This window comes from Amycolatopsis sp. NBC_00345 (genome assembly GCF_036116635.1).
Lineage (GTDB): Bacteria > Actinomycetota > Actinomycetes > Mycobacteriales > Pseudonocardiaceae > Amycolatopsis.
Window position 1 is genome coordinate 6138970 of sequence record NZ_CP107995.1, and the last position, 23023, is coordinate 6161992.

Below are 23023 nucleotides of genomic sequence, written 5' to 3' on the forward strand. Positions count from 1 at the left end.
AGCTTCGGAGCACTACTGCGACTTCGACATCTCCAGCGACAGCGGCTTCCCGGTCTCCAGCAAGGACTTGAGGTTCGACAGCACCGCCGCCCAGCCGCCGGAGACGTCGCGGTGGGCCTTGGCGTCGGCGAGGTCGGTGTGGGTCACGGTGAGGCGCACGACGCCCTGGTACGGCTGGATGTCGAAGGCCGCGCGGGAGGGCTGCTGGTCCTCCGGCCCGTTCGGGTCGTACCAGGTGGTGACGAGCCGCTTCGGCGGCACGCTCTCGATCACCTCGCCCTTGACGTCGGCGACGCCCGATCCGTCAAGGCGCACGTGGGCCCAGTTCGAACCCTCCTGCCAGTCGGATTCGTTGCGGTGGCCCCAGTACTGCGCGGTGATGTCCGCGTCGGTAAGCGCTTCCCAGACCTTCTCCGGCGTGCTCTCGATGTAGGTGACGTAGACGAAACTCGGCTTGTCGCTCATGTTTTCCTCTGCTCGGCGTTTGACGGCGCTCAGTGCGTGCAGCCGGGGGCGTTCGAACTTCCCGACCCACCGCTCCTGCATCTCGTGCAGCGGCACGGGGTTCAGGTAGTGCAGCTTCTCCCGGCCACGGCGGACCGTGCTGACCAGGTTCGCCGCTTCGAGGACGGCGAGGTGCTGCGTCGCCGACTGGCGCGTCATGTCCACGCGCCGGCACAGCTCGTTCAGCGTCAGGCCGTTGTCCTCGTGCAGCTGGTCGAGCAGGTAGCGCCGGGTCGGGTCGGCCAGCGCCTTGAAGACTTTGTCCAGCTCCGGTTGCACACACACAGTAAGGCAGTCAAATGCCTGCATGTCAAGTCCTCGGGTTACCGACCTGGTGAAACGGCCTTCAGTTCCGCGCTACCGCGACGCGCGGTCGATGCGGGCGACCACCTTGTCGGAGCTCTGACGCAACGCGTGCAACTCTTCCGATCCTGGCGACTACCGCGCCCGCGGCCTCGACCAGCCCTACTCACCTACGACTACGTCCTGCGCCTCGAGTGAAAGAGGCCACGGTCCGGCCACCGCATCTACGCAACTCTTACGGACGCAGAGCCTGCACACGCTGAAGTAGGTTCGGTTCATGCGAATTCTCTTCAGCGCCACCCCCGCATACGGCCACGTTCTGCCGTTGGGCTCGTTGATGCGGGCCGCGGTCGAGGCCGGGCACGCCGTCGCGCTGGCGACCAGCGCCGGTGCGCGGGACACGGTCGGCCCGGAGCTCCCCGAAGAAGTGGAGTTCCTGGCCGCGGGGGTCATGCCGATGGAGTTCTCCCTGGACGCGGCCAGCCGCACCGGCGCGGACCCGTTCCACCCAGGGCCCGAGCTGATCGGGGAGATCTTCGGTGGCTCCCGCGTGGCCCTCGGCGGCGCTGAAACGATCAGCCTCGCCCGCGAGTGGGCGCCCGACCTGATCGTGGCCGAAATCTTCGACGCGATCGGCCCGATGGTCGCGGCGGCGCTCAGCATTCCTTGGTACCAGGTCGGTTTCGGGCCCGCGACGCCCGCGGTGATCACCGAAATCGAGCGCGTCGCGGCTTCGCGCTATCGGGACGCCGGGCTGACTCGCGCCGAGCCGCTGGCCTACCTCGACCCGTGCCCGCCGCAGCTGCAGGACCCGGACTGGTCCAACCGCGTTCCCGTGCTGCCGCTGCGGACGCAAGCCCACCGGCGCCCCCGCGACCTGGCCTTCGAGCTGCCCGCCTTCACGAATCCGGCGCGGCCCACGGTGCTGGTCACGCTGGGCACGATCTTCTCCGACCCGCAGGTGCTCGAGACGACCGTCGCGGCGCTGGCGGGCCTCGAGGTCAACGTGATCGCCACCGTGGGCTCGTCACTCAAGGACCCGAACGCGGATGGCCCCCGGCCGGGCGCGCGAACCGACGGGGTCGAGGTGGGTTACGTGCCGTTCGTGCCGCTCGGCCAGCTGCTCGACCGAGCGGACCTGGTGGTCGGCGCCGGTGGGGCGGGCACCGTCCTCGGCGCCCTGGCGCACGGTCTTCCCCTGGTGCTGTGGCCGCAGGGCGCCGATCAGCCGATCAACGCCGCCCGCGCCGCCGCGGCCGGAGTGGCCATCACCATCGAGCGCGCGGACGAGATCACTTCGGCCGTGCGGCGGATACTGGAGGAGGACACCTTCCGCGATCGCGCCAAGGCCGCCGCCGCGGAGAATGACGCTCGCCTCAGCCCCGCCGACACCGTCAAGGAAATCACCGAGGGAGCGTTGGGATGACCGCCGGACGGCAGCCGCCGCGGGTGAACGCCGTGCTCAGGGCCTGGGCAGTGGCGGCCACCGTCAGCGGGCTGCCGTCGACGGTGCACGCGCTGGTCACGAGGCGTGACCCGCTGGCGGCGACGCGCGCGGCGGGCACGCTGCTGCCCGGCGGCCGGGCGAGCGTGCTCGGCGGCACCGTCGCGCACCTCGTGGTCTCCGCGGGCTGGACGGCCGTGCTCGCCGGCTTGGACCGGCGCCGTCCGTTGTCGGTCGCGGACGGGCTGACGGCGGGCGCGGTGATCGCCGCGCTGGACCTGGGGCTGGCCAGCCGGCGTTACCCCGCGATCCGCGCCCTGCCGCAGCTGCCGCAATGGCTGGACCACCTCGCGTACGGCGCGCTCACCGCCGCTTCGCTCAAAGCAGCTCGGGACGCAGAGCCGGAGCCGCCATCGCTTCGTCGAACGGGAACATCGGCCGCTCGATCGCGACGTGCCCGAGGCGCAGGAGATCCTGGTCGACGCCGCCGGGCGTGAGCGCGAGCAGCCAGTCCGCCGCCATCTCGTACAGCTCCGGCTCGAGGTAGCCGATCTTGACGATCACGACCTCGGCCTCGCGCGGGCGCAGGCCGAGGGCGAGAAAGTCCGACTCCAGGTGGTACGGCTTGCGGCGCGCCGTCACGATCACCCGCAGGCCGCCGACGGCGAGCGCCACGGCCGTGCCCGCGACCGGGTCGGTGTCGTCGATCGCCACGACCCGCGCGGTCATCGGCACCGGGCCGTGTGGAGCGGCGTCGACCTTCCCGCCCAGCTCCACCGTCACGGTCGCGCCGAGCCCGGCTTCGACGGCGGCGGCCACGGCGGCCGGGTCCACGATCGCCGCGTACAGCGTCGTCAGCTCGGAGTCCACAATGGCCGGTGTGCGCAGCAGCACGTCCAGCGTCCATGACGTGTCCCCCGCCCCGCCCGCGGTCGGGTTGTCCCCGGAATCGCTGATGAAAAACGGGCGTTCGGCCGATTTCACCGCCTGCTCCAGGCATTCCGGCAGGGTTCCGGTGGGGGCGACGAAGGCGAAGTCGCGGCGAGCGTCCCAATAGGACTGCGCCAGCCGGGTTGCCTCGGCGGTGATCACGTCCTCGTCGTCACCGGTGACGACCACGGCGGCCTGGCAGCGCGGCTCGTCCGCCCACGCGTAGCCGACCCAGATGGCCGCGTCCAGCACACCGTCGAGCGCTTCGACCTCGTCCACGGCGGCGTAAACGCTCTTCGCCGGCTCCAGCCGCGTGCTCGTCTTCTCACCCGGCAACAGCACGGGCACCTGCAGCCACGCCTTCTTCGGCTTCCCGCCGGAACGCAGCCGCGCGACCAGGTTGCGAGCCGCGCGCTCACGCGTGTCCCACGCGTCGGTGTGCGGGGCCTTGCGGTAACAGGTGATCAGGTCCAGCGCCGTGGCCAGCTCACGCGAGACGTTGCCGTGCAGGTCCATCGACGCCGAGACCAGCACGTCCGGTCCCACGATCGCCCGCACTTGCGCCGCCAGCTCGCCTTCGGCGTCCGTGCGGCCGACCACGCTCATCGCGCCGTGAATGTCGAAGAACAGCCCATCGAGGCCCTCGGCCGCACGCAGCCGTTCCAGGATTTCGCCGGACAGCTCGGCGTACGCCTCCTCGGTCACCGCGCCGCCGGGCAGCGAGCGGGCGTGCACCAGCGGCACCCACTCGACGCCGTCCGTCCACTCGGGAAGCTCCCGCAGGAAGTCGTACCGCGCCAGCAGCTCGTCGCCCCGGGTCACATGGAAGTCGTCCACAGTGGATCGATGCGGCGAGAACGTGCTCGACTCGATGGCGATCCCGGTGATCCCGACCCGCAGTTTCCGCCCCGTTGTTGTCATCGACCGCTCCGTATCGCTTCGTCGAACACCTCGTCCAGCACCAGCGCGCCCGCGCCGTACAGCCCCGCGTCCGCGCCGAAGCGCACGCGGTCGATCCTCAGTTCCCTGGTCGCCAGCGGCAGGCAGCGTTCGTAGAGCGCGCCGCGCACGGCGGCCATGAACGCCTCCGAGCCGGACAGCGCGCCGCCGAGCAGCACCTCGTCCGGATTGCTGAAGTTGACCACCGTGGCCAGCACCTCGCCCAGCTGCAGCCCGGCGCGCCGGACGGCCGTGGTCGCCGCCGGGTGGCCGTCCTCCGCGGTGGCCATCACCTGCGCGGTACTCGCCACGTCGACCCCCTGCTCACGCAGCTGGGCGACCAGCGCCGCGCCGCTCGCCACCGTCTCCAGGCAGCCGCGGTTGCCGCAGGTGCACGGCCGCTCACCGGCCACCGGCACGCGCACGTGGCTGATGTCGCCGGCCACCCCGGCGCGGCCTCGGTAGAGCCGGCCGGCCATCACCAGGCCGGAGCCGATGCCCGTGCCCGCCTTGACCACGAGCAGGGTCCGCCCGGGCGAGCCGGCCACGGACTCGCCCAGCGCCAGCAGATTCGCGTCGTTGTCCACGGCCACGGGCTGCTCGAAGTGCTCGCGCAGCGCCTCGCGCACCGCGAACCCGCGCCAGCCCGGCATCCGGGACGGCAGCGTCATCGTGCCCGCGCCGACGTCGACCGGGCCGGGGAACGCGACCCCGACGCCGAGCGAGCGACCGGGGCAGTCCGCTTCCGCCGCGACCTCGCGCACGGCCGCGGCGAACTCCGTGACGACCTCTTCCGGCTCCCGGTTGATGTCCAGCGGCCGCTCGTCGACGTGCAGCAGCGTGCCGGCGATGTCGAGGGCGCCGATGCGGACGTGGCGTGAGCCGACGTCGGCCGCCCAGACGTGGCCGAACCCTGCGTTCACCGACAGCAGCTTCGGCCGCCGGCCGCCAGCGGACCGGCCCTCGCCGTGCTCCGTGAGCACCCCCGCGGCCAGCAACGCCTGCGTGCGCACGGAAATCGTGGACTGCGGCAGCCCGAGCACCCGCGCGAGGTCCACCCGGGACACCGCGTGCTCGTGCGCGATCAGCCAGAGCAGGCGCAGCAGCCCGGCGGGATCGTCGGCCACGGCCGTCACCTACTTAATTCAGAGCTGATGTAACTATCCGGAAACTCGGTGCGAAAATCGCCTCTTGGCTTTTCCTGGCACCCATGCGACATTACACGGCAACCAGGAACCGGCCCAGTCCCCCAAGTTTGACTTACATCAACCGTGTTGGAAGTGATGGCGATGGCTCGACACCCGTGGCGCACCGCGCTCGGGGTCACGCTCGCCTCCGTGCTCGCACTGTCCGGCTGCGCGGGCAGCCAGGAGCAGCACGGCGGCGGCTCCGGAGCGCCCCGGACCGGCGGCATCGCGCGATTCGCGCTGCCGCCTTCGGCGACCCCGAACTGGATCATGCCGATCGCGATCCCCGGCTACGGGGCGAACTACAACGGGGTCATCCGGGACACGATGTTCGTGCCGCTGTACAACTACGACGGCAGCTCCGGTTCGGTCACTTTCGACGACCCCGGCAGCGCCGCCGACGCGCCGCGCTACTCCGCCGACGGCAAGACGGTGACGATCACGCTCAAGCCGCTCACCTGGTCCACCGGCGACCCGGTGACCAGCCGCGACGTCGAGTTCTGGCTCAACCTGGTCCGCGCGGGCAAGGACAACTGGGGCAAGTACTCCGAAGGCCTGATGCCGGACAACATCAAGGCCTTCCACGCCATCGACGACCGCACCTTCACCCTCACCCTGGACAAGGCGTACAACCCGGACTGGTTCACCGCCAACCAGCTCCGCCTGATCGTCCCGATGCCGCAACGGGCGTGGGACCGCACGAGCGCGGACGGCCCGGTCGGCGACCACGACCGCGACCCGGCCGGTGCGAAGCAGGTGTTCGACTTCCTGGTGGGGCAGGCCAAAAAACTCGGCACCTACGCGACGAACCCGCTGTGGAAGGTCGCGGACGGGCCGTTCACGCTCACCGGGTTCACCGCCGGCGGCGAGGTGACGCTGACGAAGAACCCGAAGTACACCGGACCCGACACGGCGAAGCTGGACACGGTGAAGTTCCTGACCTTCACCAGTTCCTCGGCCGAGTACAACGTGCTGCGCGCGGGCGGCGTCGACTACGGCTACGTGCCCACGTCGAACCTCGGCCAGCAGCCGAAGCTGGAGTCGCAGGGCTACCGGGTCGTGCCGTGGAACGGCTGGTCCATCACCTACTCGCCGTACAACTTCAACAACCCGCGGCTGGGCAAGGTGTTCTCGCAGCTGTACGTGCGCCAGGCGCTGCAGCACGCGGTGGACCAGGACGCGATCACGTCGGTGATCTGGCGGGGCTCCGCCCGGGTGGGCTACGGCCCGGTGCCGCAGGACAACGACACGAAGTACCTGTCCCAGCGGCAAAAGACCAACCCGTACCCGTTCGACCTCGACGCCGCCCGGAAGCTGCTGGCCGGCCATGGCTGGAAACCCGGCTCCGACGGCGTGCTCGCGTGCGCCGCGCCGGAGCTGTGCGGCGAGGGCATCGCGGCCGGCACCCGGCTCTCCCTCACCATGCTGACCGAGTCGGGCTCCGACGAGACCGACGGCACCATGCAGGAGCTGCGGTCGCAGTTTTCGAGAATCGGCGTCGAGCTGAAGGTCAACAGCCAGCCGCTGAACACTGTGCTGGCGAACGGCACCGCGTGCGAGCCGTCCGACGCGTCGTGCTCCTGGCAGCTGTCCTACTTCGGCACGCAGGGCAGCTGGTACTTCCCGGCCAACCCCAGCGGCGAGCAGCTGTTCGCCACCGGCGCCGGGACGAACTTCGGCAGCTACAGCGACAAACACGCGGACGAGCTGATGAACGCGACGACCCTGTCCGCCTCCGACCAGCCGATGTTCGACTACAGCGCCTACCTGACCGAGCAGCTGCCCGTGCTCTGGCTGCCCAACCCGCCGTACCAGGTTTCGGCGATCGACACCGCGCTGCACGGCGTCAGCCAGGACCCGATCGGCGGCCTGACGCCCCAACGCTGGTTCTGGACGAGGTGAAGCGATGACCCGGTACATCCTCCGCCGGCTGGTGCTGGCTGTGATCGTCGTCCTGCTGGTCACCGTGGTCACGTTCGTGCTGCTGCACCTGCTGCCCGGCGGGCCGGCGCGCGGCGTGCTCGGGGTGAAGGCCACGCAGGCGCAGATCGACGCGTTCAACTCCGCCCAGGGCTTCGACAAGGCGCTGCCCGTGCAGTACTGGGACTACCTGGTACGGCTGCTGCACGGCGACCTCGGCGACTCCTACACGCAGAACTCCCCCGTGACCACGCTGCTGGACGAGCGGCTGCCGAAGACGCTGCTGCTCACCGTCGTCTCCACGCTGCTGGCGATCGTCGTGGCCCTGCCCGTCGGCGTCTGGCAGGCGGTCCGCCGCGGCAAGGCGTCCGATCACGTGACGACGGCGTTCACCTTCGTGCTGTACGCGACGCCGGTGTTCTTCCTGTCGCTGGTGCTGATCATCCTGTTCGCGCAAGTGCTGCCGTGGTTCCCGGCGCAGGCCGCGCAGGGCGAGACGATCAGCGAGCTGCTGTCCCAGCCGGGTTCCCTGGTGCTGCCGATGCTCGCCGGGACCGGTGCGGCGCTGGCCGCGTTCAGCCGGTACATGCGGGCGTCAACACTGGACAACCTGGCCGAGGACTACGTCCGCACGGCGCGGGCGAAGGGCACGCCGGAGCGCACGATCATCTGGCGGCACGTCTGGCCCAACTCGCTGACCGCGGTGGTCTCGATGCTCGGGTACTACGTGCCCTCGGTGTTCGCCGGCTCGCTGGTGGTGGAGTCGATGTTCAACTACCCCGGCATCGGGCTGCTGTTCTGGACGGCCGCGCGTAACGCCGACTTCCCGGTGCTGCTCGGCGTGGTGCTGGTGATCGCGATCGCGACGGTGGTCGGCTCGCTGCTCGCGGACCTGCTGCAGCTGCTCATCGACCCGCGCGTGCGGGTGAAGGGGGCGCGGTCATGACCGTCCTTTCGCGACTGTTCGCCCGGCGCACGGCCGTCGCCGGCGGGGTGCTGCTCCTGCTGGTGGTGCTCTTCTGCTTCCTCGGCCCGCTGCTCTACGGCACGGACCAGTCGCACACCGATCTCGCGTCCGCGCGGCTGTCCCCCGGCGGCGGGCACCCGCTCGGCACCGACGAACTGGGCTACGACGTGCTCGGCCGGCTGATGGTCGCCGGGCGGACGTCGCTGGTCATCGGCGTGCTGGCCGGGCTGATCGCGACCGTGATCGGCGCGGTGTGGGGCGCGGTCGCCGGCTACACCGGCGGCTGGCTCGACACGGTGCTGATGCGGGTGGTCGACACCGGCGTCGCGATCCCGGCGCTGTTCCTGCTGCTGGTGGCGGCGACGCTGGTGACGCCGAGCGTCGGCGTGCTGGCGCTGCTGATCGGCTGCGTCTCGTGGCTGGTGCCGGCGCGGCTGATGCGCGCGGAGACCGTCAGCCTGCGCGAACGCGACTACATCCGCGCGATCACCGTGCTCGGCGCGAGCCGCACGCGCGTGGTCTTCCGGCACATCATCCCCAACGCGATCGGCACGGTGATGGTGAACGCGACGTTCCAGATCGCCGACGCCATCCTGCTCGTGGCGTACGTGAGCTTCCTCGGCCTGGGCGTGCCCGCGCCGGCCACGGACTGGGGCGCGATGCTGTCCAAGGGCATCACCTACACCTTCGACGGCGCGTGGTGGCTGATCCTGCCGCCCGGCATCGCGATCGTGCTGGTGGTGTGCGCGATCAACTTCCTCGGCGACGGGCTGCGCGACGCGTTCGCGGTGAAGGGACGGCGATGAGCGACTCGGTGCTCGACCTCCGCGACCTGCGGGTGGCCTACGGCGACGGCGAACCCGCCGTCGACGGCCTGTCGCTTTCGGTCGCGCCGGGCGAGATCGTGGCGATGGTCGGCGAGTCCGGCTCCGGCAAGAGCACGGCCGCGCTGGCCGTGCTGGGGCTGCTGCCCGCGTCCGCCACGGTGTCCGGCTCGATCGTCCTCGACGGACAGTCCGTTCTGGACCTGCGCGGCGAGGCGCTGCGGAAGCTGCGCGGGCAGGGCGCGGGGATGGTGTTCCAGGAGCCGATGACGGCACTGAACCCGTTGCTGCGCATCGGGTTCCAGCTGGCCGAGGCGATCAGGAACCACGACCCGGAGCCGAAGCGGCACCGGCACTACCACGCGCGGTGCGCCGAGCTGCTGGACCGCGTCGGTGTGCCGGACCCCGAGGCGCGGCTGAAGCAGTACCCGCACGAGCTGTCCGGCGGGCTCCGGCAGCGCGTGATGATCGCGATCGCGATCGCGGCCGGGCCGCGGCTGATCATCGCGGACGAGCCGACCACGGCGCTGGACGTCACGGTGCAGCAGCAGATCCTCGACCTGCTGCGCGACATCCGCGACACCGAGGGCACGGCGACACTGCTGATCACGCACAACATGGGCGTGGTCGCGGACGTCGCGGACCGGGTGCTGGTGCTGCGGTCCGGGCTGCTGGTCGAGCAGGCGCCGACGGCGGAGCTGTTCGGCTCGCCCCAGGCCGAGTACACCCGTGAGCTGCTGGCGGCGGTGCCCCGGCTGGGCGCGGGCGTGCACCCCGAGCCCGAGGCGGCGCCGGACCGGCCCGTGCTCGCGCTGTCGGACATCGTCGTGGAGTACGGCGGACGGCGGGTGGTCGACTCCGTGTCGCTCACCGTGGCGCCGGGCGAAATCGTCGGGCTGGTCGGCGAGTCCGGGTCCGGGAAGACAACGCTCGGCAACTGCGCGCTGGGCCTGGTCACCCCGAAGTCCGGGCGCGTGGAGGTGCTCGGCGGCCCCCTGCCGCGCGGCACCGGACGCGCCGCGCGGGCGGTGCGACAGCAGATCGGCGCGGTGTTCCAGGACCCGGCGTCGTCGCTGGACCCGCGGATGACGGTGGCCCAGACGGTCGCGGAACCCCTGGCCGTGCACACCTCGGCCGGGCGCGCGGAGCGGCGGAAGCGGGTGCGGGAGCTGCTCGACGCCGTCGAGCTGCCGGAAGCCCTGATGACCCGGTACGGCCACGAGCTGTCCGGTGGGCAGCGCCAGCGCGTGAGCCTCGCGCGGGCACTGGTGCTGGGCCCGAAGCTGCTCATCGCGGACGAGCCGACGAGCGCGCTGGACGTCTCGGTGCAGGCCGCGGTGCTGGACGTGTTCCGGCGGCTGCACGAGGAGTTCGGCTTCGGCTGCCTGTTCGTCAGCCACGACCTGGCGGTGGTGGACAGCCTGTGCGACCGCGTGGCGGTGCTGCGCTCGGGTGAGCTGGTGGAGCAGGGGCCGGCCGCGACCGTGCTGCGCGCGCCGGAACACCCGTACACCAAGGCGTTGCTGCTGTCCTCCCCCGTGCCGGACCCGGAACTGCAGCGCAGCCGGCGCGAGGCGCTGGCCAGCCCGGACGTGAACCCGGCGGCGTGAGCGGGCTCTGGGCCGGTGTGGACATCGGCGGTTCGAAGACGCTGGCGGTGCTGTGCGGCGCCGACGGCCGCAAACTGGCCTCGGCGACGGCGGACTCCGGCGCGCACCTCGGCGGGCAGTCCATCCTGGACATCGCCGCCGGACTGGTCCTGTCCCTTGTGGACGATGTCTCGGCGGATGTCTCGGCGCTGGCCGGGGTCGGCGTCGGCGCGGCCGGGGTGGTCGAGGCGGAAACCGGCACGATCGTGGTGACCGGCGACTCGTTCACCGGCTGGGCGGGCACCGCCGTCAACGCCGGGCTTTCCGCGCGGCTCGGCGGGGTGCCGGTGCGCACGGAGAACGACGTGAACGCGTTCCTGCTCGGCGAGCTGGCCCCGGGGGAACGGCACGTACTGGGCGTCGCGCTCGGCACGGGTGTCGGCGGCGCGCTGTACGTGGACGGCCGCCTGCTGCACGGCGGCGGCACCGGCGCGGGCGAGATCGGCCACGTCGGGAACTTCGGGCCCGCGCCGTGCACCTGCGGGGTGCCCGGTCACCTGGAGGCGTACGCGTCCGGCCGTTCCCTGGCCCGCCGCTACACCGAGGCGACGGGCGTCTCGCTGCCCGCCGCCTCGGTCGCCGCCGCCGCTTTGGCTGGTGACGAAGCGGCTCTTGGCGTTTTCACCGACGCGGGCCGCTTCCTGGGCGAGGCGATCACGCACGCGGGCGGGCTGCTGGGCATCAGCACCGCCGTGGTCGGCGGTTCCGTGACGAACTCGTGGGCACTGCTGGAAAAGCCGATGCAAACGGCGCTGGCCGAGCACCCGCTGCTGTCCGGTTCACCCGTCGAGGTGCGGCTTTCGCGGTGGGGCGCGGACGCGATCGCCCTCGGCGCGGTCAGCCTGGTTCGGTCACGCGGCTGACCATCGCCACGACCCGGCGCAGCGACGGCTCCGGGTCGAAGTCCGGGACCGGCATCGTGAGCTGGTGGAAGACCAGGCCGTCGAGGTGGTCGAGCAGCAGCCGCAGGTCGGCGGGCGGGTCGGGCGAGCCGGCCGCGGTCAGCCAGGCCAGCAGCGGGGCGAAGGCGTGCGCGCCGGACGCGGCGAGCTGGTGCCGGAGGTGGTCGTCCCAGGCCGCTTCGAGGTGCAGCGCGTAGCAGGCGAGGGTTTCGACGCGGCCTTCGCCCAGCTGGTAGCGGACGAAGCCGACAAGAGCACCGGCGAGGTCGTCCGGACGGCTCGCCGCCAGCAGCTCACCCCGGTCGTGCTCGTGCGCGGCGACGTGGGTCAGCACCCCGGACAGCAACGCGTGCCGGGTGCGGAAGTGGTTGGACGTGGTGCCCGCGGGCAACCCGGCGTGCGCGTCGACGGCGCGGTGAGTCAGCTGCCGCGCGCCCTGGGCGGCGGCATCGGGGGTCTGGCCTGCGCGCTCGCGCTGCACGGCGCGGGGGTCGAGGTGGAACGGCACGCGAGCTGGCCGGTCGCGGGACGGCGCTGGGCATGTGGCCGCAGGCGCTGCGGGCCCTCGACGCGATCGGGCTCGGCGAGCAGGTGCGCGCGACCGGCGTGCGGCAGCGGGAGATGATGTTCCGCCGGCCCGACGGGTCCACGATCGCCCGGATGGACGTCGGCCGGCCCAGGGGCGCCTGACGATGTACCCACCGCTGACGGGTGTGCGCAACAGGGTGTTCCGCACCGCCGGGTTGGCCGGGCCACCCGAGCGGAGCACGGCCCGGGCGTGAGCGGCTATCGGCGCCGTGACCTAACCAGCCAGTGTCCAGGTGACCGTGTCCGTGTACGCGTGGCCGCCGCGGACGCCGGTCAGCTTCACCACGTTCGCGCCCGGTGAGAGGGTGACCGGCCACGTGTAGATGTGGTCCGCGGAGGCTTTCGGCGCACCGGTCGCGACGCCGTTGATCGTCAGCGAGACCGTGTCGACGCCGTTGCCGTAGGCCTTCACCGTGGTCGCCGCCGTGGTCCGATCGGTCCAGCGCCTGCTGGTCAGGTAGACGAACGGCGTGGTCGTCCAATTGGCCTTGTACCAGTAGAACGCGTCCTTGCGGACCTGCCGGTCGTAGGTCACCAGGCCCTTGTCGTTGCGGCCGAGCGTGTCGCCCTCGGTGCGCCCGTCCGAGGCGAAGTCGAACATGTTCCAGACGAACGTGCCCCACAGGTAGGGCCGCGTCTCGATCTGCTTCCACGTGTTCTCCTGCACCAGCGTCTCGTACTCCTCCGGGTGCGTGCGCGACGGGATGACCGGCGGCTTCACCGTGGAGTTCTCCACGTGCTGGCTGATGCTGCCGCCCGCGCCGTACTCGCTGATCGCGATCCGGCGGCCCGGGTCCGCCGCGTGCAGCTGGTCGGTCCACGGGCCGGGGCCGGGCGCGGACAGGTCGTACCAGCCGAAATACTTGTTGTAAGCCGACAGATCGGCGTGGTCCGACACCGAGTCCTGGCCGCCCCGGTTGTTGGCGTAGGTGGACAGCCGCGTCGGGTCCTCGGCCTTCACCTGGCCGGCGAGCGCCTGCAGGAGGTCGTTCGTGACGGCGTCGCTCTTCGCCTGTTCGTTGCCGATGCCCCAGAACGCGATCGACGGGTGGTTGTAGTTCTGCCGGATCAGCTCGGACATCTGCTGCGCGGCGTTCGCGCGGAACGCGGCGCTGTCAGTGACGCCGTTGACCAGCGGAATCTCCGCCCAGACGACGTAACCACGCTGGTCGGCGAGGTCGTAGACGTGCTGAGACTGCTGGTAGTGCGCGGTCCGCAGCGCGTTGACGCCCATCTCGTCCATCAGGTCGAAGTCCTGGTCGCGCTGCCGGTCCGCGACGGCCCAGCCCTCGTCGAGGCGGTCCTGGTGGGCGTTGACGCCGTGCAGGGCCACGTGCCGGCCGTTGAGGAAGAAGCCGGTGTTCGCGTCCACAGTGGACGTCCGCAGGCCTAAGGACACGCTGACGGAGTCGGTGACCTGGCCGGAGCTCGCGTCGACGACCTCGGCGGTCGCGCGGTACAGGTACGGGTCCGCCTTGCCCTGCCAGCGGTGCGGCTTCGGGATCTCGACCCGCTGCGTGACGTCGGCGTCGGCCGCGGCGGCGACCTCCTGCGGCGGGGACAGCACCGTCGCGGCGACCTTGCCGCTCGCGTCGGCGACCACCGTCCGCACGCGGACCTGCCGGGTGGTGGTGCCGCTGTTGCGCGCCTTGGTGGTGACGTCGACGCTCGCCGCCTCGGCCGTCACGGAACGCTGGGCGAGGTACACGCCCGGGCCGCCGAAGTCGTCCATCCGGACGCCGAGCCGGTCGACGGCGACGAGGGAGACGTCACGGTAGATGCCGCCGAAGAACGTGTAGTCCGCGCTCAGCGGGGCGACGTCGGGCTGGCTCGAGTTGTCGACGCGCACGGCGATCACGTTGTCGAGGCCGGTCCGCAACGCGCTCGTGGCGTCGAAGCGGAACGTCGCGTAGCCGCCCCGGTGCTGGCCGAGGTGCACGCCGTTGACCCATACGTCGGCAACGGTGTTGACCCCGTCGAACTGCAGCCACAGCTGCTTGCCCGCCAGCGACGGCGAGGGCGTGAAGTGCTTCCGGTACCAGCCCGTCCCGCGGTAGTAGTCGCCGCCGCCGTCCTGGCCGTCGAGGTTGTTCCAGGTGTGCGGCACGACCACGTGTGTCCACGCGGTGTCCGGGAACCCCGGGGCCTCCGCGCCCGGCACGTCTTCACGGGCGAACCGCCAGCCGGCGTCGAGGCCGACCTGCTCGCGCGCCTTCGCGCCCGCCCCGTCCGGAGCAGCGGAAACCCCTGGGGCGAAAGCGAATCCGGAGACGCTGAGGACCACGGCCAATGCCACGGACAACCATCGTGAGCGGCGCACGAGACCACCTCGATATTCATGGATATGAATGAAGTCCAGACACTTGAACGGCTCCGCAATGTAGTCGCGTCATTACGCGTGCGTCAACAATCGGGCCGTGACCACCGAAACCCGGCCAAGTTCCGGACCGCCCGGGCCCGCGGGTCCGGGCCACGAGGCCGTTCCAGGAGTAACGTCCTCGCGAACCGGCGGTGCGGCAGAGGGAACCGGGCGGGCCAGATGATCACCGGAAACGCGAGGCGGGCGGGGCGGGAGTGCTCCCGGGAGCCGGGCGAGGCCGTCCCCATCGGGAAGCTGGGCCGGAACGCGATCCCCCTGCCTGCTGACATACGCCCACTTGGTCTATACCATTCGAAGGTCAGTGATCCACTACCATGCGGTGGTCCGGTATCACGGCGGCACGGCCCACGAGGGGGATTCCATGCCCGCCATCAGGCGCAACATCGTCCCGCTCAGGTATTCCGACCCGAGCGTGGTCGCTTATGTCCGCAGTCCGAGCGATTGGCTGGTGTCCAACTGCGGCTGGATCCGGGGCCGTGACGGTGTCCTGCTCGTGGACACCTGCGGCACCGAGCGCGACACGCTCGACCTGGTCAAGGACGTGCGGAAGTACTCCACGGTCGAGATGCCGCTGACGCTCGTCATCACGCACGCGCACGGCACGCACCACAACGGCGCGGGCGTCGCGCTGCGCAACGGCGGCCGGATCCTGGCCGCGCCGGCCGCGGTGCCGATCGTGCGGGCCGGGCCGCAGCGGAACGAAGAGGCGTTCACCTGCAGCCATTGGGGCACGCTCGAGGCCCCCGACCCCGAAGCGGTCTACGCGGTGACGGCGCCTGCGGAGATCAACCTCGGCGGTGTGGTCGTGGAGATCGTGCCGTTCCCCGGCGTCGCGCACACCGACGGCGACCTGGTGCTGTTCGAGCCCCGGACCGGCACGCTGTTCACCGGTGACCTGCTGTCCGTCGGCGCGACGCCGATGGCGGTGCACGGCTCGGTGCCGGGCTGGCTCGACGCGCTGGAGTGGCTGGACAAGATGTTCCCGGGCGTGCGCACGTTCGTGCCCGGCCACGGCGGGCTCAGCCACCCGGGCAGCTTCCCGGTCGCGGTGCTGCGCACCTACCTGCACTGGCTGCTCGACGCCACCGCCACGGAAGGCACCCCCGACTTCCCCGCGCTCGCCACCATCGCCCGCCGCCGCTGGCCGCACTGGAACAACCCGGAACGCCACGTCGGCAACCTCATGCGCGCCCACGCCGACCAGCACGGCGGCCACCTCCAGGAGGACAAGGCGATCAGCGCCATCCTGGACGCCGCGGGCGGCAAGATCGACCTCGACGCCCGGCTGGGCCTGGACTGAGACGCCCTCGGCCGGCGTGATCCGGCCGCTTCACCCCGTGGGGTCTCGCCGTCGTCAGCCGGCAACAGCGACCCTGCCGGGCAGTCAGCGAGGCACAAGCCGAAAGCGGGTCGTCATGCGGAAAACTTGCCCGGAATGTCTCGGGTCGGGGCTGGACCGGGACCGGAAGGCGTGCGGCCGGTGCGGCGGGCTCGGAGACGTCTACGAGTTGCGCCGCTCGAAAGGGCTCGTGAGTGTTGATGACGGTTAGAACCGTCATCAACACTCACGAGCCTTCCCCGCTAACCCAGGTACTTCTTCAGGTCGTCCAGTACGCGCATTGCACCGATCGGGCCGAGGCCGAGGAACCAGACCTCGTCGTCGACCGGGATGGCGTGTTTCGCCTTGACCGCGCCGAGGCCGGCCCACAGGCCGCTCGAAGTCACCGCCTTCTCGTCCGGTGAGGGGCCCGCGCCGTAGCTGGAGTAGAAGATCCAGTCGGCGTCGGCCTCGTCGATGCGCTCCTTCGAGATCTGCGCGGCGAGTTCGTTGATGTTCTGGTTGGCCGGGCGCGCCAGTCCGACGTCCTTGAGGATGACGCCGATGAACGACAGGTTCCCGTACAGCCGGATGTTGCCGGACAGGAAGCGCAGCAACGAGATCTTGGGCGCGCCGGTGATCCCGGCCTTCACCTCGTCGGCCTTCTTCTGGTAGTCGTTCAGCGCCGCGACGGCCGGGTTCTCGTCGCCGAGGGCCGCCGCCACCAGCAGGAAGTTCTCCTTCCACGGGAAGCCGGGGCGGATGCTGAACACCGTCGGCCCGATCTTCGACAGCTGCGGGTACAGGTCGTTCGCGCGCAGCTTGCTGCCGAGGATCAGGTCCGGCTGCAGTGACGCGATCTTCTCCAGGTTCAGGTTGTTGATGTCGCCGACCGCCGGGATCCCCTTGACCCGGTCGGCGAGGTACGACGGCACCCCGGTCTGGCCCGCGGTGGTGGCCATGCCGACGGGCGTGACGCCGAGCGCCAGCACGTCGTCGAGTTCACCGCTGTCCAGCACGACGACGCGCGTGGGCTTCTTCTCCAGCTTCGTCTGCCCCAGCGCGTGGGTCACCGTGCGCGGGAAGACGCCCGGGCCGACGTCGGCCTTGAGCTTCGCGGTTTCGGCGTCCGCCGTGGAGAAGAGCCGCCCGCCGGTGGCGACGTCCTTGTCGCCCACCCCGGAGGTCGTGGTGTTGGCGGGCTGGCTGCAGGCGCCGGCGAGGGTGGCGGCGGCGAGCACGGCGGCCACCTTGGTCCATCTGGCCATCTGGGGCTTTCCTTTCGCGGGACCGGGTCTTTCCTAGGACCGGGTGGCGGGCGGGCCGGCGCGGTGCCGGCCGATCGGGACGACCATGGGGGTGCCGGACACGGGGTCGTCGATGATCCGGCACGGCAGGCCGAACACGTCCTCGACCAGTTCGGCGGTGAGGATGTCCCCGGGCGCGCCCTCGGCGGCGATCCGCCCGGCCTTCATGGCGATCAGGTGATCGCCGTAGCGGGCGGCGAGGTTGAGGTCGTGCAGCACGATGACCACCGTGGTGCCGTCCGCGCGGTTCAGGTCCGACAACAGGTCCAGCACCTCGATCTGGTGACTGATGTCGAGGAACGTGGTGGGCTCGTCGAGCAGCAGCAACGGCGTCCGCTGCGCCAGCGCCATCGCGATCCACACCCGCTGCCGCTGCCCGCCGGAAAGCTCGTCGACCGGACGGCTCGCCAGCTCGACGGTGTCGGTGGCGAGCATCGCGCGGGCCACGGCCTCGTCGTCCTCGGCGGTCCAGCGGCGGAAGAGGCCCTGGTGCGGGTAGCGGCCGCGGCCGACCAGGTCGGCGACGGTGATGCCCTCCGGCGCGGTCGGCGACTGCGGCAGCAGGCCCAGCACCGTCGCGACATCCTTGCTGCGCAAGGAGGAGATGCTCTTCCCGTCGAGGTACACGGCGCCGGCGGACGGGCTGAGCAGGCGGGCGAGGCCGCGCAGCAGCGTCGACTTCCCGCAGGCGTTGGTCCCGACGATCATCGTGACCCGGCCTTCGGGGATCGCCGCGGTGAGGTCGTCCACGACCGTCACCGGGCCGTAGCCGAGGCTCAGGTGCTCGGTGCGCAAGGTGGGGGTCAACAGCTGTTCCCTTTCAGACTCGGCCGGCGCGGTTCGCGGTCGCGAGCAGCAGGAGCAGGTACGGCGCGCCGACCGCGCCCGTGACGACCCCGACCGGCAGCTGCGAGCCGAGCAGGTGCTGCGCGGCGAAGTCGCCGAGCAGGGTCACGAGCGCGCCGGTGAGCGCGGGCGGGACGAGGCCGGTCCGGGCGCCGCCGGTCAGCCGGGTCGCGATCGGGTTGGCCACGAACGCGACGAACGCCACCGGGCCCGCCGCCGCGGTCGCGAACGCGGCGAACGCCGTCGCCACCACGAGCAGCAGGAGCCGGGTCCGCTCGACGCGCAGGCCGAGGCCCGCCGCCGTGTCGTCGCCGAGCTGCAGCCCGGTGAGCGCGCGGCCGAGCACCAGCGCCGCGGGCACCAGCACCACCAGCGCGATCGCGAGCGGCACGACGTGGTCCCAGCCGCGCCCGTTGAGGTTCCCGGTGAGCCACACCAGCGCCTGCTGCGCGAGCGTGACGTCGGCCCAGGTCATCAGGTACGAGACGACGCTGGTCAGCACCGCGCCGACGCCGACGCCGATCAGCACGAGCCGGTAGCCGCTCACCCCGCCGCGGCGCGCGAGCAGGTAGATCACCGTGCCGGTGACGAGCGCGCCGCCGAGCGCCGCGGCCGAGACCACCGCGCCGGACACGCCGAACAGGACGATGCACAGCACGGCCGCGGCGCTCGCGCCCTGCGTCACCCCGATCACGTCGGGGCTCGCCAGCGGGTTCCGCAGCAGGCGCTGGAAAAGCGCGCCCGCGAGTCCGAACGCGACACCCACGAGCAGGCCCGTGACGGCCCGCGGCAGGCGCAGCTCCGTCACCACGTACGCGCCGCCGCCGGTGCCGTCGCCCAGCAGGATGCCGGGCAGGTCGCCGAGCGGCACGGTGAAGTCGCCGACAGCCAGCGAAAGCGCGAAGACCACCACCAGGGCCACGGCCAGCACGAGCGAGACGACCCGGGCGCGCGCGGCCCCGTGGCGCCGGGCCGTCCTGACCACGCGGACGGCCTCGGCGAGCGGCGCGCTCACACCGTCACCAGCTTCCGGCGGCACACCAGCACGATGAACAGCGGCGCCCCGATCACCGCGGTGACGATGCCCACCTGCACCTCGGCGGGGCGCGCGACGACCCGGCCGACCACATCGGACACCAGCAGCAGCAACGGCGAGATCAGCGCCGAGTACGGCAGCAGCCACCGGTGGTCCGGCCCGGTGATCAGCCGCGCCACGTGCGGCACGGTCAGGCCGACGAACGCGATCGGGCCCGCGATCGCCGTCGCGGATCCACAAAGGACGACCACGGCGAGCGCGCAGACCACGCGCGCGACGGCGACGTTCTGGCCCAGCGCGCGGGCGACGTCCTCCCCCAGCGCCAGCGCGTTCAGCATCCGCGCGGACACCAGCGCCAGCACCACGCCGACGACGATGAACGGGACGGCCTGGGTGATCGTGGCCTCGTCCCGGCCGGTGAGCGAGCCGACCTGCCAGAACCGGTACTGGTCGAACGTCGTGGCGTCGGTGAGCAGCAGCCCGCTCGTCACGGACTGGAGCGCGGCCGTCACCGCCGCACCCGCGAGGGCGAGCTTCATCGGTGTCGCGCCGACGCGGCCGAGCGCGCTGATCCCGTACACCACGGCACCGGCGGCCGCCGCGCCCGCGAAGCCGAACCAGACGTAGCCGGTGACGCTGGTGATACCGAGCGTGCTGATGCCCAGCACCACGAACAGCGCGGCGCCGGCGTTCACCCCGAGCAGGCCGGGGTCGGCGAGCGGATTCCGCGTGGCGCCTTGGATGACGGCGCCGGACAGTCCCAGCGCGACTCCCGCGAGCACCCCGGCGAGTGTCCTCGGCAGGCGCAGCTCGCGGACCACGAGGTGATCGGGATTGGCGGCGTCGAAGTGGAACAGTGCGTCGAGGACGGCCGCAAAGGACAGTCCCCGCGACCCGACGGCGATGCTGAGCAGCACGGCCAGCACCAGCGCGACGGCGAGCACAACCAGCCCGGACGTCAGGGAAAGCGCTCTCGGCCGGGCACGGTCAGCCACAGTTCTTTACCTTTGCGGGGCGGGGGCGATTAGGCTTGGCTAATCTACCTCTCGCGCGCGAGAACTCCACTGTCGGCTAAGTCACCGCAGCCCTTAAGTCACCGCAGCGCCTGAATCACCCGAAGAGAAAGGGCCCGTCACCGCCGGTGCGGTGACGGGCCCTCCCCCGTGCGGTTCAGGCGTTCGCCTTCTTGCGCGGGGCACGCTTGCGGGCGGGCTTGGCGGGGGCCTCTTCGACCTCCACGATTTCCTCGCGCTCCTCGTAGGCCTTGACGATCTCGGCCGGCAGCCTGCCCCGGTCGGAGACCGCGAAGCCGTTGGCCTCCGCCCACTCGCGCATGAGGCGGTTGCGCTCGCGGTCGGCCGCGGACGACGTCGGACGCGGGGCCTGGCCCGCGGCCAGCCGGACCTTGCGGCCACCGGTCCGGCGGGAGGCGGCCACGTAACGGGCCAGCTCGTCACGAAGGGCGGCGGCGTTGTCTTCCGACAAGTCGATCTCGTAACTAACACCGTCGAGACTGAACGGGACGGTCTGCTCGGCGATGCTGCCGTCGATGTCGTCGACCATCTCGACGTGAACCTTCTGCGCCATGGTTCGTCGTTCCTTCACCTTCTACAGGATGTGCCTGGGCGAACCCTATCGTGTCGACTAATGTCGCGCTCTGTCACACGCCCCATTCCTCTCTGGACAGGGCGTACTCGACATCCCCGTGTTCCGCGCCTTCGAGGTATTCCGGCCACTCGAGGAAGAAGGTGCGCACGTGCCTGAGCCCGGCCTTCTCCAGCACCCGCCGGGAACGCGTGTTGACGGTCATCGTGGTGGCGACGACCCGTTCGACGCCGGGACCGGTGAAAACCCGGTCGACCACCGCGCGCAGCCCTTCGGTCGCGAAACCGCGTCCCCACACCGCCGGCCGCAGGCGATAGCCCAGTTCGATGCCGCCGTCCAGCCCGGCACTCACGGCGGGGCGAGCGGAGAACCAGCCCAGGAACCGGCCCGTCCCGGTTTCCTCCGCGACGAAACAACCGTGCTCGTGGGACCGCTCGCGGTATTCCGCGAGGAACCCCGGAAGCGTCGAGTTCTCGACGACCTCGCGCGGCACCGGGCGCCCGTCGTCGATGAACCGCATCACCTCCGGGTCGCCGTGAAGCGCGGCGAGATCGGCTGCGTCGCCCGGCGTGAACGGGCGCAGGCGCAGCCGTGGCGTTTCGGTCCAGTTCGTCACACGCGGGATTGGACCAGCCCCGGAACCCCTTTCGCAAACGCCTTTTCCACGCCGAAGGCCACCGGGCAGGATCACCCGGTGGCCTTCGGCTGGAGCAGTTACCGCGTCAGTGGTGACCGCCGGGAGCGGCCGCCCCCGTCTTCGGGTCCAGCGGGAGCTTGCCCGCCTGCGGCCACCAGAAGTTGAACATGTTCCACAGCCCGCCGGACCGGCTGTCGAACGAGGAGTCGCCCACGCGGCCGGCGAACCAGTTGTCCTCGATGAACTGCAGCACCGAGGTCTGGTCGGTCCGGGTGTGGTCGACGTAGTTCACCTTGCTGTACGGCGAGATGACCAGCATCGGCAGGCGCGGGCCGTAACCGCAGCGGTCCGCGTACTTGCCCTGCGTGGTCGGCTTGCCGGTGCAGACCGACTGGTCCTGCGAGGCGTCCTTCGAGCCGTTCACGACCGTCGCGCCGACGTGGTCGTACCAGCCGTCCGAGTCGTCGTAGGCGAGCACGACGGCGGTGGAGCGCCAGTCCGGCGACTTCTGGATCTGGTTGATCTCGTTCACGACGAACTGCTGCTCGTCCAGCGGGTCGGAGTAGCCCGCGTGGCCGTCCTGGTATTCGGGCGCCTTGAGGAAGCTCACCGCGGGCATCGAGCCGGCCTTCAGCGAGTCGTTGAAGTCGCTGACGTCGTACTGGTGGTTCGCGCGGTCGGTCTGGCCGATCGCCTGCACCGAGGACGGCGCCAGGTGGTGCGGGTTCGCCGTGGACGCGTAGTACTGGAACGGCTCGTGGTGCGGGCTGTAGTCCACGGAGGACTGGGCGCCCACGTTCGCGTGCTGCGCGCCGCACTGCGCGTAACCGTTCGCGGTGCCGGTGGGCTTGAAGCCGCCCTGGAACCAGCCCCACGTGACGTGCCGCGAGTTGAGCAGGTCACCGACGTTGCGGCCCTGCATCGCGCCGAGGTTGTCGGTGGCGGTGTGGTTCTTGTCGGAGCAGTCGTCCCACGCCGGGTCCGGGTCGTTGATGACCGTGCCGACGCCCTTGGCGTCCGGCGACTGGGTGACGTAGGCGTCCGTGGCCGGCTCGTGGGTGACCGGGTCGACCGCCTGCATGCCGTGCGTCTGGCCCGAGATCAGGTTGATCGCGCCCGGGGTGGACGGGCCGAACACGGTGTTGAACGAGTTGTCGCTCAGCGCGTAGTTCTGCGCGTAGTTCCACATGCCGGTGACGGTGTTGCCGTCGTAGTAGTCCATCACCAGGCCCGGCTCGCCGAACAGCACGGGCTGCCCGGTGCACTTGTCCGTCTCGGTCTTCTCGACGAACTTGTCCATCTTGCCGCCGTTGAAGGCGGCCTGCTCCGCGCCGTAACCGTGGTTCTGGTCGCAGGTCAGCGCCTGGTCGGGGCCGAGCCGCTTGGGGTTGTAGGCGTTCGGGTTGTCCGTCATGAGCTGCGGCGAAAGCCCGTTGACCTTCGGGGTGTTGCGCGCGGCCTGGAACGGGGTGCCGTTCTCGTTGGTCGCGTTCGGGTAGCTGCCGAAGTAGTGGTCGAACGAGATGTTCTCGCCGAAGATCACCACGACGTGCTTGATCGGGGTGAGCGTCGGCAGCCACGACGCGGGCTGGGGGCGCAGCGGCTGGGCGTCCGCCGACGTCGCCGCGGAGCCGGTGACGATCACCAGCGCGGCCGCCGAAGCGAGCGCGCCGGCGCCGAGCAGCCGCCGTGACCGGCGGCGCCGTCTGCCGATTCCTGTGTCCACTGGGGAATCCT

Annotated in this window: 21 protein-coding genes; 9 read left to right on the plus strand and 12 right to left on the minus strand. The window is 71.1% G+C overall.

Annotated features, from left to right (window positions below):
• Positions 1-12 precede the first annotated feature (12 nt).
• Positions 13-783: an ArsR/SmtB family transcription factor gene (locus OG943_RS27285; protein WP_328603779.1), complete on the minus strand. Its 771-nt coding sequence runs from the start codon at positions 781-783 to the stop codon at positions 13-15.
• A gap of 301 nt (positions 784-1084) precedes the next feature.
• Between OG943_RS27285 and OG943_RS27290 the strand changes: the two genes are divergently transcribed.
• Both OG943_RS27290 and OG943_RS27295 read left to right on the plus strand, forming a co-directional pair.
• A complete protein-coding gene (locus OG943_RS27290) occupies positions 1085-2233 on the plus strand; it encodes a glycosyltransferase (protein ID WP_328603780.1) in 1149 nt (382 codons plus the stop codon).
• Positions 2230-2748 carry a hypothetical protein gene (locus OG943_RS27295; protein WP_328603781.1) on the plus strand — a complete coding sequence of 173 codons (519 nt, stop codon included), beginning with the start codon at positions 2230-2232 and terminating at the stop codon, positions 2746-2748. Before OG943_RS27290 ends, OG943_RS27295 begins: the two co-directional genes overlap by 4 nt.
• Here OG943_RS27295 and OG943_RS27300 read toward each other — a convergent pair.
• Complete coding sequence (locus tag OG943_RS27300) at positions 2630-4102, minus strand: M81 family metallopeptidase (RefSeq protein ID WP_328603782.1); 1473 nt, start codon at positions 4100-4102, stop codon at positions 2630-2632. The genes OG943_RS27295 and OG943_RS27300 overlap by 119 nt on opposite strands.
• Complete coding sequence (locus OG943_RS27305) at positions 4099-5247, minus strand: ROK family transcriptional regulator (RefSeq protein ID WP_328603783.1); 1149 nt, start codon at positions 5245-5247, stop codon at positions 4099-4101. Before OG943_RS27305 ends, OG943_RS27300 begins: the two co-directional genes overlap by 4 nt.
• Before the next feature lie 162 nt (positions 5248-5409).
• Between OG943_RS27305 and OG943_RS27310 the strand changes: the two genes are divergently transcribed.
• Genes OG943_RS27310 through OG943_RS27330 form a run of 5 tightly spaced genes read left to right on the plus strand, consistent with a single transcriptional unit; the run spans position 5410 to position 11530 of the window.
• Entirely contained in the window at positions 5410-7209 is a 1800-nt protein-coding gene (locus tag OG943_RS27310) for a peptide ABC transporter substrate-binding protein (RefSeq protein ID WP_328603784.1), read from the plus strand.
• Positions 7210-7213: 4 nt separating this feature from the next.
• Positions 7214-8173 (plus strand): ABC transporter permease, encoded by a 960-nt coding sequence (locus OG943_RS27315; protein WP_328603785.1) that lies wholly within the window; start codon positions 7214-7216, stop codon positions 8171-8173.
• Entirely contained in the window at positions 8170-9000 is an 831-nt protein-coding gene (locus tag OG943_RS27320) for an ABC transporter permease (protein WP_328603786.1), read from the plus strand. The genes OG943_RS27315 and OG943_RS27320 overlap by 4 nt, the downstream gene beginning before the upstream one ends.
• A complete protein-coding gene (locus tag OG943_RS27325; RefSeq protein WP_328603787.1) occupies positions 8997-10628 on the plus strand; it encodes an ABC transporter ATP-binding protein in 1632 nt (543 codons plus the stop codon). Before OG943_RS27320 ends, OG943_RS27325 begins: the two co-directional genes overlap by 4 nt.
• Positions 10625-11530: an ROK family protein gene (locus OG943_RS27330; RefSeq protein ID WP_328603788.1), complete on the plus strand. Its 906-nt coding sequence runs from the start codon at positions 10625-10627 to the stop codon at positions 11528-11530. Before OG943_RS27325 ends, OG943_RS27330 begins: the two co-directional genes overlap by 4 nt.
• Here the strand turns inward: OG943_RS27330 and OG943_RS27335 are convergent.
• The gene (locus tag OG943_RS27335; RefSeq protein ID WP_328603789.1) at positions 11505-12077 is read right to left on the minus strand and encodes a TetR/AcrR family transcriptional regulator; all 573 of its coding nucleotides are present in this window, start codon (positions 12075-12077) and stop codon (positions 11505-11507) included. The two genes, OG943_RS27330 and OG943_RS27335, sit on opposite strands and share 26 nt — an antisense overlap.
• A 32-nt stretch (positions 12078-12109) precedes the next feature.
• On the opposite strand from OG943_RS27335, the gene OG943_RS27340 reads away from it, so the two are divergent.
• Positions 12110-12259 carry a hypothetical protein gene (locus OG943_RS27340; protein ID WP_328603790.1) on the plus strand — a complete coding sequence of 50 codons (150 nt, stop codon included), beginning with the start codon at positions 12110-12112 and terminating at the stop codon, positions 12257-12259.
• 112 nt (positions 12260-12371) lie between these two features.
• Here OG943_RS27340 and OG943_RS27345 read toward each other — a convergent pair whose 3' ends face one another.
• Entirely contained in the window at positions 12372-14477 is a 2106-nt protein-coding gene (locus tag OG943_RS27345) for a glycoside hydrolase family 2 protein (protein ID WP_328603791.1), read from the minus strand.
• Positions 14478-14898: 421 nt separating this feature from the next.
• Here OG943_RS27345 and OG943_RS27350 point away from each other — a divergent pair, with 421 nt between their 5' ends.
• Positions 14899-15837 (plus strand): MBL fold metallo-hydrolase, encoded by a 939-nt coding sequence (locus OG943_RS27350; protein WP_328603792.1) that lies wholly within the window; start codon positions 14899-14901, stop codon positions 15835-15837.
• Between the two features lie 281 nt (positions 15838-16118).
• Here the strand turns inward: OG943_RS27350 and OG943_RS27355 are convergent, their stop codons facing one another.
• The 7 genes from OG943_RS27355 to OG943_RS27385 form a co-directional block, all read right to left on the minus strand.
• Positions 16119-17123 carry an ABC transporter substrate-binding protein gene (locus OG943_RS27355; protein WP_328603793.1) on the minus strand — a complete coding sequence of 335 codons (1005 nt, stop codon included), beginning with the start codon at positions 17121-17123 and terminating at the stop codon, positions 16119-16121.
• Between the two features lie 33 nt (positions 17124-17156).
• Positions 17157-17969 (minus strand): ABC transporter ATP-binding protein, encoded by an 813-nt coding sequence (locus OG943_RS27360; RefSeq protein ID WP_328603794.1) that lies wholly within the window; start codon positions 17967-17969, stop codon positions 17157-17159.
• Positions 17970-17982: 13 nt separating this feature from the next.
• On the minus strand, positions 17983-19023 hold the full coding sequence (locus OG943_RS27365) for a FecCD family ABC transporter permease (RefSeq protein ID WP_328603795.1): 1041 nt from the start codon (positions 19021-19023) through the stop codon (positions 17983-17985).
• Positions 19020-20039 (minus strand): FecCD family ABC transporter permease, encoded by a 1020-nt coding sequence (locus OG943_RS27370; RefSeq protein ID WP_328603796.1) that lies wholly within the window; start codon positions 20037-20039, stop codon positions 19020-19022. Before OG943_RS27370 ends, OG943_RS27365 begins: the two co-directional genes overlap by 4 nt.
• 175 nt (positions 20040-20214) lie before the next feature.
• Positions 20215-20631 carry a histone-like nucleoid-structuring protein Lsr2 gene (locus OG943_RS27375; RefSeq protein WP_328612155.1) on the minus strand — a complete coding sequence of 139 codons (417 nt, stop codon included), beginning with the start codon at positions 20629-20631 and terminating at the stop codon, positions 20215-20217.
• A gap of 73 nt (positions 20632-20704) precedes the next feature.
• Positions 20705-21265 (minus strand): GNAT family N-acetyltransferase, encoded by a 561-nt coding sequence (locus OG943_RS27380; protein WP_328603797.1) that lies wholly within the window; start codon positions 21263-21265, stop codon positions 20705-20707.
• A 106-nt stretch (positions 21266-21371) separates the two neighbouring features.
• Positions 21372-23012, minus strand: coding sequence for a phospholipase C (locus tag OG943_RS27385; protein ID WP_328603798.1), 1641 nt, complete (start codon positions 23010-23012; stop codon positions 21372-21374).
• Between the last annotated feature and the right edge of the window lie 11 nt (positions 23013-23023).

Coding starts and splice junctions, on each gene's coding strand:
- OG943_RS27300 (WP_328603782.1), bottom strand. CDS start 4,102: ATGACAACAACGGGGCGGAAACTGCGGGTCGGGATCACCGGGATCGCC.
- OG943_RS27350 (WP_328603792.1), top strand. CDS start 14,899: ATGCCCGCCATCAGGCGCAACATCGTCCCGCTCAGGTATTCCGACCCG.
- OG943_RS27320 (WP_328603786.1), top strand. CDS start 8,170: ATGACCGTCCTTTCGCGACTGTTCGCCCGGCGCACGGCCGTCGCCGGC.
- OG943_RS27355 (WP_328603793.1), bottom strand. CDS start 17,123: ATGGCCAGATGGACCAAGGTGGCCGCCGTGCTCGCCGCCGCCACCCTC.
- OG943_RS27315 (WP_328603785.1), top strand. CDS start 7,214: ATGACCCGGTACATCCTCCGCCGGCTGGTGCTGGCTGTGATCGTCGTC.
- OG943_RS27375 (WP_328612155.1), bottom strand. CDS start 20,631: ATGGCGCAGAAGGTTCACGTCGAGATGGTCGACGACATCGACGGCAGC.
- OG943_RS27325 (WP_328603787.1), top strand. CDS start 8,997: ATGAGCGACTCGGTGCTCGACCTCCGCGACCTGCGGGTGGCCTACGGC.
- OG943_RS27295 (WP_328603781.1), top strand. CDS start 2,230: ATGACCGCCGGACGGCAGCCGCCGCGGGTGAACGCCGTGCTCAGGGCC.
- OG943_RS27310 (WP_328603784.1), top strand. CDS start 5,410: ATGGCTCGACACCCGTGGCGCACCGCGCTCGGGGTCACGCTCGCCTCC.
- OG943_RS27290 (WP_328603780.1), top strand. CDS start 1,085: ATGCGAATTCTCTTCAGCGCCACCCCCGCATACGGCCACGTTCTGCCG.
- OG943_RS27340 (WP_328603790.1), top strand. CDS start 12,110: ATGTGGCCGCAGGCGCTGCGGGCCCTCGACGCGATCGGGCTCGGCGAG.